The organism is Hominilimicola fabiformis, from assembly GCF_020687385.1.
In the GTDB taxonomy this organism is placed as follows: domain Bacteria; phylum Bacillota; class Clostridia; order UBA1381; family UBA1381; genus Hominilimicola; species Hominilimicola fabiformis.
Genome location: NZ_JAJEQM010000001.1, coordinates 137,552 through 151,482, shown reverse-complemented (window position 1 = coordinate 151,482; position 13,931 = coordinate 137,552). Strand labels below are relative to the sequence as shown.

At 48.7% G+C, this 13,931-nt stretch carries 15 protein-coding genes; all 15 read left to right on the top strand.

The annotated features are described in order from the left end of the window. Positions 1–28 precede the first annotated feature (28 nt). The 15 genes from LKE05_RS00745 (at position 29) to LKE05_RS00675 (ending at position 13,805) form a co-directional block, all read left to right on the top strand. A complete protein-coding gene (locus LKE05_RS00745; protein ID WP_069432335.1) occupies positions 29–511 on the top strand; it encodes a PcfB family protein in 483 nt (160 codons plus the stop codon). Further along, positions 508–2,295: a VirD4-like conjugal transfer protein, CD1115 family gene (locus LKE05_RS00740; RefSeq protein WP_072848542.1), complete on the top strand. Its 1,788-nt coding sequence runs from the start codon at positions 508–510 to the stop codon at positions 2,293–2,295. Before LKE05_RS00745 ends, LKE05_RS00740 begins: the two co-directional genes overlap by 4 nt. Further along, on the top strand, positions 2,288–2,455 hold the full coding sequence (locus tag LKE05_RS00735; RefSeq protein WP_018112834.1) for a hypothetical protein: 168 nt from the start codon (positions 2,288–2,290) through the stop codon (positions 2,453–2,455). Before LKE05_RS00740 ends, LKE05_RS00735 begins: the two co-directional genes overlap by 8 nt. 19 nt (positions 2,456–2,474) lie before the next feature. After that, positions 2,475–2,642, top strand: coding sequence for a hypothetical protein (locus LKE05_RS00730; RefSeq protein WP_162858247.1), 168 nt, complete (start codon positions 2,475–2,477; stop codon positions 2,640–2,642). A 241-nt stretch (positions 2,643–2,883) separates the two neighbouring features. Then, a complete protein-coding gene (locus LKE05_RS00725) occupies positions 2,884–3,099 on the top strand; it encodes a Maff2 family mobile element protein (protein WP_308451646.1) in 216 nt (71 codons plus the stop codon). An 18-nt stretch (positions 3,100–3,117) separates the two neighbouring features. Further along, a complete protein-coding gene (locus tag LKE05_RS00720; RefSeq protein WP_032513415.1) occupies positions 3,118–3,987 on the top strand; it encodes a VirB6/TrbL-like conjugal transfer protein, CD1112 family in 870 nt (289 codons plus the stop codon). A 21-nt stretch (positions 3,988–4,008) separates the two neighbouring features. Next, the gene (locus LKE05_RS00715) at positions 4,009–4,413 is read left to right on the top strand and encodes a PrgI family protein (protein WP_044477104.1); all 405 of its coding nucleotides are present in this window, start codon (positions 4,009–4,011) and stop codon (positions 4,411–4,413) included. Continuing rightward, complete coding sequence (locus tag LKE05_RS00710; protein WP_069432101.1) at positions 4,361–6,790, top strand: VirB4-like conjugal transfer ATPase, CD1110 family; 2,430 nt, start codon at positions 4,361–4,363, stop codon at positions 6,788–6,790. The genes LKE05_RS00715 and LKE05_RS00710 overlap by 53 nt, the downstream gene beginning before the upstream one ends. Beyond that, positions 6,787–7,746 carry a DNA-methyltransferase gene (locus tag LKE05_RS00705; protein ID WP_015529209.1) on the top strand — a complete coding sequence of 320 codons (960 nt, stop codon included), beginning with the start codon at positions 6,787–6,789 and terminating at the stop codon, positions 7,744–7,746. The genes LKE05_RS00710 and LKE05_RS00705 overlap by 4 nt, the downstream gene beginning before the upstream one ends. Before the next feature lie 26 nt (positions 7,747–7,772). Then, the gene (locus tag LKE05_RS00700; protein WP_069432102.1) at positions 7,773–9,677 is read left to right on the top strand and encodes a CHAP domain-containing protein; all 1,905 of its coding nucleotides are present in this window, start codon (positions 7,773–7,775) and stop codon (positions 9,675–9,677) included. Between the two features lie 31 nt (positions 9,678–9,708). Continuing rightward, complete coding sequence (locus tag LKE05_RS00695) at positions 9,709–9,978, top strand: DUF4315 family protein (RefSeq protein ID WP_069432103.1); 270 nt, start codon at positions 9,709–9,711, stop codon at positions 9,976–9,978. Beyond that, positions 9,968–10,696, top strand: a complete 729-nt coding sequence (locus LKE05_RS00690) for a DUF4366 domain-containing protein (RefSeq protein WP_035394374.1) — start codon at positions 9,968–9,970, stop codon at positions 10,694–10,696. The genes LKE05_RS00695 and LKE05_RS00690 overlap by 11 nt, the downstream gene beginning before the upstream one ends. Continuing rightward, positions 10,693–10,875, top strand: a complete 183-nt coding sequence (locus LKE05_RS00685; protein ID WP_005933783.1) for a hypothetical protein — start codon at positions 10,693–10,695, stop codon at positions 10,873–10,875. Before LKE05_RS00690 ends, LKE05_RS00685 begins: the two co-directional genes overlap by 4 nt. Before the next feature lie 17 nt (positions 10,876–10,892). Continuing rightward, positions 10,893–11,597: a VanZ family protein gene (locus LKE05_RS00680; protein ID WP_308451236.1), complete on the top strand. Its 705-nt coding sequence runs from the start codon at positions 10,893–10,895 to the stop codon at positions 11,595–11,597. A 117-nt stretch (positions 11,598–11,714) separates the two neighbouring features. Continuing rightward, positions 11,715–13,805 carry a DNA topoisomerase 3 gene (locus LKE05_RS00675; RefSeq protein WP_069432104.1) on the top strand — a complete coding sequence of 697 codons (2,091 nt, stop codon included), beginning with the start codon at positions 11,715–11,717 and terminating at the stop codon, positions 13,803–13,805. Positions 13,806–13,931: the final 126 nt, after the last annotated feature.

Sequence of the window (13,931 nt, the reverse complement as noted above, 5' to 3'; positions counted from 1 at the left end):
ACCATAGAACACGAAAGGAGGACACCCATTGCAGGAGGAAACCAACGAAAAGACCATAGCCCTTTACATCAAGACCGGAAAGCTGACCGCGCAGCAGCTCCAAAAGGCTATGAAAGCCCTGCTTGCACAGATGAAAAAGCAGCATGACAAACAGAAAATCCCGCATGGCAAGCAGACCCTAAAGCAGCTTATGAAGCAGAACGCGGGCGTTTCCAACATTGAAATCACAAAGGACAATATCAAAGCCTTTGAGAGTACGGCGAAAAAATACGGGATTGACTTTGCCTTAAAGAAAGACAGCACCGAAACCCCGCCCCGCTATCTTGTGTTTTTTAAGGGACGGGACGCGGACGCACTGACCGCAGCTTTCAAGGAGTTTTCCGCAAAGAAGCTGACGCAGGAACAAAAGCCCTCTATCCGCAAGCTGATTGTTTCCCTCAAAGAAAAGGCGGCGGCTCTGAACGCACAGAGGGAAAAAGTGAAGAAAAAGGACAGGGAGGTATCGCTATGAAGCCGGAACTTAAAAAGCTGCTTATCCTAAATGCCCCCTATCTGCTCTTTGTCTATCTCTTTGACAAAATCGGACAGGCGGTGCGGCTCTCTCCGGGGGCTGACCTGTCCGGCAAGGTGCTTTCCCTTGCAGACGGCTTTTCCGCTGCCTTTGCAAACCCGCTTCCGAGCCTTGCACCTATGGATTTGCTTATCGGTATTGTAGGGGCTGTCCTTATCCGGCTGATTGTCTATGTAAAAGGCAAGAATGCGAAGAAATACCGGAAAGGTATCGAATACGGCTCTGCCCGTTGGGGCAACGCCGAAGATATAAAGCCCTACACCGACCCGGTATTTCAAAATAACGTGCTGCTCACACAGACGGAACGGCTTACCATGAACAGCCGCCCAAAGCAGCCAAAGTATGCAAGGAATAAAAATATCCTTGTTATCGGGGGAAGCGGCAGCGGCAAGACGAGATTTTTCGTAAAGCCCAACCTTATGCAAATGCACTCAAGCTACGTTGTAACCGACCCGAAAGGAACGGTTTTAGTCGAGTGCGGGAAGCTCTTACAGCGGGGCGGGTATCGGATAAAGGTGCTGAACACGATAAACTTCAAAAAAAGCATGAAATACAATCCCTTTGCCTATCTCCGCAGCGAAAAAGACATTTTGAAACTGGTAAATACTTTGATTGCCAACACCAAAGGGGACGGGGAAAAAGCAGGGGAAGATTTTTGGATAAAATCGGAACGGCTCTTTTACTGCGCCCTTATCGGCTACATTTGGTACGAAGCCCCGGAGGAAGAAAAGAATTTTACGACGCTGCTTGAAATGATAAATGCCAGTGAAGCCCGCGAGGACGACCCGGAATTTCAGTCCCCCGTTGACCTTATGTTTGAACGGTTGGAGGAAAAAGACCCGGAACACTTTGCTGTCCGGCAGTATAAGAAATTCCTGTTATCTGCGGGAAAGACAAGAAGCTCTATCCTCATTTCCTGCGGGGCGCGGCTTGCCCCTTTTGACATTAAAGAGCTGCGCGACCTTATGGAAACCGACGAAATGGAACTTGATACCATAGGCGACCGTAAGACCGCCCTGTTTGTCATTATCAGCGACACCGACGACACTTTTAACTTTGTTGTGAGTATTCTTTACACGCAGCTTTTCAATCTTCTTTGCGACAAGGCAGATGATGAATACGGCGGCAGGCTGCCCGTCCATGTACGCTGTCTGTTAGACGAGTTTGCAAATATCGGGCAGATACCGAAGTTTGAAAAGCTCATAGCCACTATCCGAAGCCGGGAAATCTCTGCTTCAATCATTCTGCAAAGCCAGTCGCAGCTAAAGGCGATATACAAAGATAACGCCGATACCATAGCCGGCAACTGCGACACCACCCTTTTCTTGGGCGGCAAGGAGAAAACCACCCTCAAAGAAATGTCGGAAATCTTGGGGAAAGAAACCATTGACAGCTTCAACACTTCCGAGAACCGGGGGCGTGAGGTATCACATGGGCTGAACTATCAGAAGTTAGGCAAGCAGCTTATGACCGAAGATGAAATTGCAGTCATGGACGGCGGGAAATGTATCTTACAACTACGAGGGGTACGCCCGTTCTTCTCTGATAAGTATGACATTACAAAGCACCCCAACTATAAATATCTTTCCGACTATGACAAGAAAAATACCTTTGATATGGAAAAGCATTTAAGGCGCAGACCCGCCCTTGTAAAGCCGGACGAACCCTTTGACTATTACGAAATCAGCGAAGCAGATTTGCAGGAGGACACCGACCATGAATAGACGTATGCAGAAGAAAAAAGATAAGAAAATCACAGAAGCCATAAACGGGCTTGTTTTCATTGCCGAGCGACGGGAACAGCAACGGCAGGCAGCTATCCAGCAGTTTGTGAAACGGTGTGAAGCCCTGTATGAGCAGAAACGGGTGCGGCGGGAACTTTGATTTTACGGGAGGTTATACTATGAGCAGACAGAAAACAAAAACTGATGATATACGTCGTGAACATTATTTTACAAAGATGATAGAAAATGCAGAAAACGCTCTGCGGGAGTATTTGCAGGAACGCGGAGGGGAACAGACCCTTTACGTTACCGAGTATATGCAGCGTAGGAGCTATCTTTTGGAATGACGAAAAATGTGTGTTCCCGGCTGAAAAGAAAGGAGGAATTGACGCAGTAACAAAGAAAAAGACAACTTGCATGATACGCGCCCCTACAAAAATTCCTATCGCCCACACTGACAACTGAATACCGCCGCGCGGCAGAACTTTAGGCAGCGCGGGGACTTATGACCGCGGCAGTTTGAAAACTGACCGCCGTTTTTTATGCCCTTTTATAGGGCAAGCCGCATTTGCGGCAGAAAGGAGCTTTATGGAATTTTTTAACTCTGCTATCGACATATTACAGACCCTTGTTATCGCACTGGGCGCAGGCTTAGGCATTTGGGGCGTTATCAATCTCTTGGAGGGATATGGAAACGACAATCCGGGTGCAAAATCACAAGGCATTAAGCAGCTTATGGCGGGCGGCGGCGTTGCCCTTATCGGCACTATCCTTGTACCGCTTCTTTCCGGTCTGTTCGGATAAGATTACGGAGGGTAGCCTATGGAGAGCATACTGGAAGCGATTAACGAATGGATAAAAGAAATCCTTATCGGAGCCATTAACGGCAACCTTTCCACTATGTTCGGGGACGTAAACGAAAAAGTAGGCACCATTGCAGCGGAGGTAGGCAAGACCCCGCAGGGGTGGAACGCAAACATTTTCAGCATGATACAAAACCTGTCGGAAAATGTGATTGTACCCATTGCGGGGCTTGTCATTACCTATGTCCTCTGTTATGAGCTTATCAGCATGGTAACGGAAAAAAACAATATGCACGACATAGAAACATTTATGTTTTTCAAGTGGTTTTTCAAAGCCTTTGTTGCCGTTTTCTTGGTAACACATACCTTTGATATTACTATGGCGGTGTTTGATATGGCGCAGCATATTGTATCCGGCGCGGCGGGGGTAATCGGCGGCGATACGAATATCGACGTAACCGAAGCCCTTGCCGCCATGCAGGAGGGACTAAAAGATATGGAAATCCCCGAACTACTGTTACTTGTCATGGAAACGAGCCTTGTAAGCCTTTGTATGAAAATCATGTCCGTACTGATAACCGTTATCCTCTACGGCAGAATGATTGAGATATACGCCTACTGTTCTGTTTCCCCTATCCCTTTTGCTACCATGACAAACCGGGAATGGGGACAGATTGGGAACAACTACCTAAAGGGGCTGTTTGCACTGGGCTTTCAAGGCTTCCTCATTATGATATGCGTCGGCATTTATGCGGTTTTAGTAGGCGAAATGGTCTTAGCGGACAATCTGCACAGCGCGATTTTTTCCCTTGCAGCCTATACCGTTATCCTCTGTTTCTCCCTGTTCAAATCCGGCGCACTGGCAAAATCCATATTCAACGCCCACTAAGGGCAGAAAGGAGGTTTTTTCTTGGCGTATGTACCTGTACCCAAAGACCTATCCAAAGTCAAAACAAAAGTCGCTTTCAATCTAACAAAGCGGCAAATCCTTTGTTTTTCAGTGGCACTTCTTATAGGACTGCCGCTTTTCTTTTTGCTCAAAGACAGCGCAGGGACGAGCCTTGCGGCAATGGTAATGATTGTCGTCATGCTTCCCTGCTTCTTGGTTGCCATGTATGAAAAGCATGGGCAGCCCCTTGAAGTGGTAATAAAGAACATCATTCAGACAAAATTTACCCGCCCCAAAGTGCGACCATATCAGACAGAAAACCTATATGCACTCTTGGAGAAACAGCGGGCATTAGAAAAGGAGGTATCAGCGATTGTCAAAAGGACAGACAAAAAAGACGCGGGAAGCCGCAGGAAACAGGCGTAAGCTGACCCGCGCGGAAAAGAAACAGATAGCGGCGGTTATCCGGCAGGCAAAGGGGGACGGCAAAGCCCACACCGCACAGCAGACCATTCCCTACCTTGCCATGTACCCGGACGGTATCTGCAAAGTGGCACAGCGGAAATATTCAAAGAGCATTGCCTTTGAGGACATTAACTATCAGCTTGCACAGGCAGACGACAAGACCGCCATTTTTGAAAACTGGTGCGATTTTCTCAATTACTTTGACGCAAGCGTAAATGTGCAGCTTTCGTTTATCAATCAAGGTTCACAGCAGGAACAGGCAGCGCGGGCAATCCATATCCCGCCGCAAAATGATGATTTTAACTCTATCCGCACCGAATATTCCGATATGCTGAAAATGCAGCTTGCCAAAGGGAACAACGGGCTTGTAAAGCACAAGTACATCACGTTTTCCATTGAAGCGGACAATCCGGCGGCGGCAAGGGCGCGGCTTTCCCGTATCGAAACGGACGTACTCAACAATTTCAAGGTGCTTGGCGTATCGGCGCACCCCTTATCCGGCTATGAACGCTTAAAGGTGCTGCATGGGGTATTCCACCCGGCAGGCGAGCCGTTCTCATTCTCCTATGACTGGCTGACCCCGACAGGGCTTACCACAAAGGACTTTATCGCCCCGTCCTCTTTCAAGTTCGGGGAGGGACGCTACTTTGCTATGGGGAAAAAAACGGGGGCGGTATCGTTCCTTGAAATCCTTGCCCCGGAGTTAAACGACCGTATTTTAGCGGATATGTTGGACTTGGAAACAGGGGTTATTGTCAATCTCCATATTAAAAGTATCGACCAGTCGGAAGCAATCAAGACCATTAAGCGCAAAATCACTGACCTTGACAAGATGAAGATTGAGGAACAGAAAAAAGCAGTTAGAAGCGGTTACGATATTGACATACTCCCGTCCGACCTTGCCACTTTTGGGAATGAAGCAAAGAATTTGTTGCAGGATTTACAGAGCCGCAACGAGCGAATGTTTCTGCTGACGTTCCTTGTGGTAAACATGGCAGACACGAAGCGGAAACTGGAAAATGACATTTTCGCGGCGGCGGGCATTGCACAGAAATACAACTGCGCCTTGACCCGTCTTGACTATCAGCAGGAAGCGGGGCTGATGTCCTCTATCCCTTTGGGGGAGAACCTTATCCCTATTCAGAGAGGGTTGACGACGAGCAGCACCGCTATTTTTATCCCGTTCATCACACAGGAACTATTTCAGACTGGGGCTGCCCTGTATTATGGCTTAAATGCCCTGTCAAACAACATGATACTCTGCGACCGCAAGCAGCTTAAAAATCCAAACGGGCTTATCTTGGGAACACCGGGCAGCGGAAAATCCTTTGCGGCAAAGCGGGAAATCACAAATGCTTTTCTCATTACCGACGACGATATTTTTATCTGCGACCCGGAAGCGGAGTATTTTGCCCTTGTAAAACGGCTTGGCGGGCAAGTGATACGGTTATCCCCGACAGGCAAAGGTATGGACGGTACGCCCCAGTATGTGAACCCTATGGATATGAACCTCAACTATTCCGAGGACGACAGCCCCCTTGCACTGAAAAGCGATTTTATCCTTTCTCTCTGCGAGCTTGTCATTGGCGGCAAGGAGGGCTTACAGCCTGTTGATAAGACCGTCATTGACCGCGCTGTAAGAAATGTGTATAGGGACTACCTTGCTGACCCCGACCCGGAGAAAATGCCTATCTTGGGCGACCTTTACGACGAGCTGTTAAAGCAGCCGGAGCCGGAAGCTGCCCGCATTGCCGCAGCATTGGAGCTGTATGTTTCCGGCAGCCTTAACGTATTCAACCACAGAACCAACGTGGAGCTTTCTAACCGCCTTGTCTGCTTTGATATAAAGCAGCTTGGAAAGCAGCTCAAAAAGTTAGGTATGCTCATTGTGCAAGACCAGATATGGAACCGCGTTACCATTAACCGGGCAGAGAAAAAGTCCACCCGCTACTATATGGACGAATTTCACTTGCTCTTAAAAGAGGAACAGACCGCAGCTTACAGTGTGGAGATTTGGAAGCGTTTCCGTAAATGGGGCGGCATACCGACAGCTATCACACAGAATATTAAGGACTTGCTTGCTTCACGCGAGGTGGAAAATATCTTTGAAAACTCTGATTTTGTCCTCATGCTCAATCAGGCGCAGGGCGACCGGGCTATCCTTGCAAAGCAGCTTAATATCTCCCCGCAACAGATGAAGTATGTAACCCATACCGAAGCAGGCGAGGGACTTATCTTTTATGGAAATGTGGTGCTGCCCTTTGTAGACCATTTCCCGAAAGATACCGAGCTTTACCGCATTATGACGACGAAGCCGGAGGAAGTGAGCAGCCTATGAAAACAGACGTGATTATCAACCGGGACGCGCTTTGTGCTTTGCAGGAATTACCCAGTGAAAGCGTCCATTGCTGCGTTACAAGCCCGCCGTACTTTGCGCTGCGGGACTATGGGCTTGACGCACAAATCGGACAGGAGGATACGCCGGAACAGTATATTGACAGGCTGACCTCTGTTTTTCGCGAGCTTTACCGGGTGCTTAGAAAGGACGGTACGTTATGGCTGAATATCGCAGACACCTATTGCGGCACAGGAAATAAAGGCGGCTATGCTGACCCAAAAAACCCAAAGGGACGCACCGGACAGCGGATTGCAAGGAACAGCCGCGTTACCGGCTGCAAACAAAAGGACTTAATCGGTATTCCCTGGCTCTTGGCGTTTTCCCTACGGGAACAGGGGTGGTATCTACGGAGCGATATTATATGGCAAAAACAAAATCCTATGCCGGAAAGCTGCAAAGACCGCCCGACCCGCTGCTATGAACATATCTTCCTGCTTTCAAAGGAAAAGAAATATTACTATGACGCTGCCGCCATTGCAGAACCCTTAGCACCTACTACCGCAGAACGGTATCGCAGAGCGCGCAGCACCAACAGCAAATACACACAGGAAATACCCGGACAAGGAAAGGTGCAGGGACTAAACCGACCGCGGGACGGTGGCTACTATGACGACGCGCTCATGCCGACCACGCGGAACAAGCGGGACGTGTGGCTGATTAACACTGTCCCATATAAAGGGGCGCATTTTGCAGCTTTTCCCCCGAAATTAGCGGAAACCTGTATCTTGGCGGGCTGTCCCAAAGGTGGGATTGTCATAGACCCGTTTTTCGGAAGCGGAACCACAGGATTTGCAGCAAAAAGCCTTGACCGCCATTATATCGGGATTGAATTAAATGCAGAATATTGCGCCCTTGCGAGGGCGCGGATTGGAGGTGCAGGACTATCAAGCAATTAAAACCACGCGATAAAATCACACAGAAAATGACCCGCGACGGGCTTATCGAGGTAAACGAAACACAGCAGACCGCCGAGCGTATCAGCAGCCGGGAAGCAGACAGCGACTTTTCACAGCCGGACAGTGCCGCAGCGGAACGCGTCATAGAACATCTTGACGCAGCACATACCCGAAAAGCAAACAAAAAGGAAGTCAAAAAAGAGCAGGAAGCTACTGCTTTGCGTACTTCCACTTCCCGCTTACAGTTTACCGAGGAAGAACGGGCAACGCCGGAACTGGAAACTTACATCAAAAAATCGGAAAAAGCCGCTGACCGACTGGACGCAGCAAAGGCAGCTATCCCAAAGCAAAAGAAACTGGTTAAGGAGCGCACCTTTGACGAAGCCGCAGGAAAGGCAAAGACCCGCCTGCACTTTGAGGAACAGGAAAAGCCGATACCCGGCGGCAAAGCCCACAGCAACCCGTTATCCCGCCCCGCGCAGGAAGCGGGTATTTTTGTTCACAACAAAATCCACAGCGTCGAGAAAGACAATTCCGGCGCGGAGGGCGCGCACAAATCGGAGGAACTTGCCGAGCGCGGCGCAAGGTACGGGACAAGGAAATTCAAACAGGGCTACCGCAGCCATAAGCTGAAACCCTACCGGGAAGCAGCAAAGGCAGAAAAGGCAGCGTTCAAGGCAAATGTGAACTTCCAGTATCACAAAGTCTTGCAGGAAAATCCTCAGCTTACAAGCAATCCCTTTTCCCGGTTTATGCAGAAACAAAAAATCAAACGCCAGTATGCAAAAACTGTAAAGAAAGGCGGTGCAGCCACCGCCAAAGCAACCGCCGGAGCGTCACAGACAGCAGCAAAGAAAGCGGCTGCCTTTGTAGGGCGACACCCGGCGGGCGTGATAATCGCTATCGCCGCGCTGCTTCTGTTCATCATGGTATCAGTAGGGCTTTCCTCTTGTGGGGCAATGTTTTCCGGCAGCATGAACAGCGTGTTAGGGACTTCCTACACGTCCGAGGACAGCGACCTTGTGGCAACGGAACAGAGCTATGCTGCAATGGAAAACGAACTGCAAAGTGAGATTGACAATATCGAAACCACCCACAGCGGCTATGATGAATACCGCTATGACCTTGACACTATCGGGCATAACCCACACGAACTTGCGTCTTATCTGACCGCCCTTTTACAGAGCTACACCCCACAGAGCGCACAGGCAGAGCTAAAACGGCTGTTCGGCTTACAGTACACCTTGACGCTGACGGAAGAAATCGAGATACGCACCACCACCGACGAGGAGGGCAACGAGGAAGAATACGAATACCGTATCTTGAACGTGAAGCTGACAAACAAGCCGATTGCTTCCCTTGCGGAAGAACTGCTGAACCCACAGCAGTTTGAAATGTTCAAAGTGTACTTACAGACACAGGGCAACAAACCGTTGATTTTTGGCGGCGGCTCTCCCGACGGCAGCCCCTCCGAGGATTTAAGCGGCGTGGAGTTTGTAAACGGCACACGTCCCGGAAACCCGGAGTTTATGGAGCTTGCAAAACAGCAAGTCGGAAACGTGGGCGGTTATCCCTATTGGAGTTGGTATGGCTTTAACAGCCGCGTGGAATGGTGCGCCTGCTTTGTGTCATGGTGCTACAATCAAGCCGGAAAAAGCGAACCCCGCTTTGCAGGCTGCGAATGGCAGGGCGTTCCTTGGTTCCAGTCAAGGGGACAATGGGGCGCGCGGGGCTATGAGAATATCGCACCGGGCGACGCTATCTTTTTCGATTGGGATTTAGACGGTGTTGCAGACCATGTGGGGCTTGTGCTTGGCAGGGACGGAAGCCGCGTCTATACCGTTGAGGGCAATTCCGGCGACGCCTGCAAGATAAAGAGCTATGACCTTAACTATCAATGTATCAAAGGCTATGGGCTGATGAACTGGTAAAGCAGCCCCAAAAAGAAAGGAGAAATGACCTATGGCAAACAATAAAATCGACCGTATCAATAAGGAAATCGCAAAGACCCGCGAGAAAATCACAGAGTATCAGAACAAGTTAAAAGGACTGGAAGCGCAGAAAACCGAAGCGGAAAACCTTGAAATCGTGCAGCTTGTACGAGCTATGCGTCTGACCCCGCAGGAACTGAACGCTATGCTGTCCGGCAGCGGTATTCCCGGCATGAACGCCGCACACGCTACCGAAGCGGCAGACTACGAAGAACAGGAGGAAAATGCAGATGAAGAATAAACTGAAAAAGACCATGACTGCCCTTTGTGCCGCCCTTATCCTTATGGGCGGTTTTTCTGTCCCTGCCTATGCACAGGGCGCAGCCACAGAGCCGCCCGCAGGGGACGCGACCAACGACAGCAACGTAGTTGTGGAGGAAAAAGAGGAAACGCCGCCCCTTACCCCAAAGGGAAACGCAACACTGGTTGACGATTACGGCGGCAATAAGCAGCTTATCACTGTTACCACCAAAGGCGGCAACTATTTCTATATCCTCATTGACCGCGCCGCCGAGGGCGAACAGACCGTACATTTCCTAAATCAAGTGGACGAAGCCGACCTTATGGCACTGACCGAAAACGGCGAAGCTGCCAAAAAGCCGGAAATCTGTAACTGTACGGAGAAATGCGAAGCCGGAAAGGTAAACACGTCCTGCCCGGTATGTGTTACCAGTATGACAGGCTGCACAGGCAAAGAACCTACCCCAACACCAACCGAGCAGCCGGAAGAACCGAAAGGAAAAGGCGGCAATCCCGGTGTGGTGCTTGCCTTAGTCCTCTTTGCCCTGCTTGGTGGCGGCGCAGCGTTCTACTACTTTAAGTTTCTAAAGCCGAAGCAGAATGTAAAGGGCGATACCGACCTTGAAGATTTTGAATTTGAGGACTACGACGAGGACGAGCCGGAAGCAGATACCGGGGAAACTCCCGAAGATGAAGAAACGGAGGAAGAAACCCTATGACCCTGTTTACCGACAATCCCTTTGAAAAGATGATGATACAGAAACCGAACGGGCGGCGTGATAATGCTCCGCCTGTTCCTTATCCCCCGGCTTGCGCTTCCTGCCCTTACAAGGGACAGTCCCCTTGTGTTGGGTATTGCATTAGAAAGATTGAAGCAAAACGACAGCCGGAACGATAAAAAGATGTACTTTCGATATGGAATATGATATAATTGTTCCAACCATAGGAAATGATAGAGTTAAACAAATTTTTAGAGTAAGCAAAGGAGATAAAAATATGTTACCCCTTTCTGATATTCTTATTCGCTCAATAAGTGGATATGTGTTTATAGTTCCAGTTTTTATATTGTATTTCTTATACCTTAAAAAATCAGGAAGAAAGCAAAGCCTTCTCCATATTACTGCTGTATTTTTATTCTATTATTATCTTTTCGGGATTTTGACCGTAACAGGTATTGGTTATACAAGCACAATATCATTTCGTCCGAGGATTTCTCTGATTCCGTTTCTCGGTATGATAAGTGGACCAATAGATACCATACTGAATGTTGTTTTATTTGTTCCTTTTGGATTTTTTCTGCCGTTGCTGTATAAGAAATATCATCACATAAAGACTGTTGTATTAACTGGTTTTCTGTTCTCTTTATCTGTTGAAATTGTTCAGATGTTTGGTTGGGGTTCAACAGATATAAATGACCTTATTACAAATACAGTTGGAGTCTGTTTAGGATATTTGGTTTATTATTTGCTATCAAAAGTCTTGCCTAATAATTTAAGAAAACAATTTCAATCTGAGAATGTCAATGATATGGTCGAAGTGCCTTTGTTTGCAATTTACACATTTATAATCATGGTTACAGTTCAACCTTGGGTAATCCATAGTTTACTCAATATTGGATAAATTTTAGTTTTGTCAAATCATTTTACTATTTCATATCGCACAATTTTATACAATCACTTGTAGGAGCAATCGAAAAATCGGTTGCTCTTTTCTTTTACCCGAAAGGAGGATTTTTATTTGATTTTAGTTATCGCAGAAAAGCCCAGTGTGGCGCAGACAATCGCTGCCGTACTTGGGGCAAAGGAAAAGAAAGACGGATTTCTCACAGGAAGCGGCTATATCGTTTCTTGGTGTGTGGGACATTTGGTAGGGCTTGCGGAAGCTGCCGCTTACGGGGAGCAGTATAAAAAGTGGAGCTATGACAGCTTACCGATTTTGCCGCAGGAATGGAAATACACCGTTTCCGCTGACAAGGAAAAGCAATTCAAAACCTTAAAGGAGCTTATGCACCGGGCAGACGTTTCCGAAGTCGTCAATGCCTGCGACGCAGGGCGCGAGGGAGAACTCATTTTCCGTTTTGTCTATGAAATGGCAGGCTGCAAGAAACCTATGCGCCGCCTTTGGATTTCTTCTATGGAGGACAGCGCAATCAAAGAGGGCTTTTCCTGTCTGAAGAACGGCAGGGATTATGACCCTCTCTTTGCTTCCGCATTATGCAGGGCAAAAGCAGACTGGCTAATCGGTATCAATGCCACCCGCCTTTTTTCTGTCCTTTACAATCATACCTTGAACGTGGGGCGCGTACAGACCCCGACCTTAAAAATGCTTGTTGACCGGGACGCAGCGATTACCACTTTCAAGAAAGAAAAATACTACCATGTACGCCTTGCATTATCCGGCGCGGAAGCTGCAAGTGAACGAATTTCAAATAAGGCAGAAGCCGACGCATTAAAAACGACTTGCGAAGCGTCGCGGGCAGTATGTACTTCCCTTGTGAAAGAGAAAAAGACCGCAGCTCCGCCGAAGCTCTTTGACCTTACTTCTTTACAGAGGGAAGCAAACCGCCTGTTCGGATATACGGCAAAACAGACCCTTGACCTTGCACAAGCCTTGTATGAAAAGCGTTTGCTTACTTATCCGAGAACAGACAGCGCATTTCTGACCGACGACATGGGCGACACAGCGGCGGGCATTATCAAGCTGCTTTGTGGGAAGTTTTCCTTTATGGCGGGAAAAGACTTCACGCCGGAACTTGGAAAGGTGCTGAACAGTAAAAAGGTATCAGACCACCATGCCATTATCCCAACTATGGAGCTTGCAAAGACCGACCTTGCCGCGCTGCCGGAAAGCGAAAGGAATATCCTTACCCTTTCCGGGGCGCGTCTACTTATGGCGACCGCTGCACCGCATACCTTTGAAGCGGTTACGGCAGTCTTTGAATGTGCCGGACAGTCCTTTACCGCAAGGGGAAAAACGGTGCTGTCCGACGGGTGGAAAGAGATTGACCGAAGATACAGGGCAGCCTTAAAGAACAAGCCCGAAACGGACGACGCAGACAGCGACACAGAAAAGACCCTGCCGCCGTTTACCGAGGGACAAACCTTTGACAATCCGGCTGCAACGGTAACGGAGCATGACACAACACCGCCAAAGCCCCACAACGAAGCGTCGCTCCTTTCTGCTATGGAACGCGCCGGAAGTGAGGACACCGACCCGGACGCAGAACGCAAAGGGCTTGGAACTCCCGCCACCCGCGCCGCTGTCATTGAAAAACTGGTAAAGGGCGGCTTTGTGGAACGAAAAGGCAAGCAGCTACTTCCCACAAAAGACGGTATCAACCTTGTGTGCGTCCTGCCGGACACCTTGACAAGCCCGCAGCTTACCGCAGAATGGGAAAACAATCTGACGCAGATTGCAAAAGGCAAGGCAGACCCCGCCGCATTTATGGAGGGTATCGAGAATATGGCGCGGGAACTGGTAAAGACCTATCCGTTTCTTTCTGATGATAAAGCGCAGATGTTCAAGCCGGAACGGGAAGCGTTGGGAAGCTGCCCCCGCTGCGGTTCTCCTGTCTATGAGGGAAAGAAAAACTACTATTGCAGCAACAAAGAATGTATCTTTACCATGTGGAAAAATGACCGTTTCTTTGAAGAACGAAAAGTAACCTTTACCCCGAAGATTGCCGCTGCACTCTTAAAATCCGGCAAGGTAAATGTGAAAAAGCTCTATTCCCCAAAGACAGGCAAAACCTACAACGGAACTATCGTATTGGCTGATACGGGCGGGAGATATGTCAACTACCGCATTGAACTGCCGAAGAAAAAATAACTGAATAGCAAGCATAGGAAAAGAGTACCCTTTTCCGTAAAATCCCTGCTTTCTCTACCGAGAACGGCGGGGATTTTTGCTTGTTGGGAAGTTTCCCAAACCCTCTGAAACCGAAGAAAGGAGGTT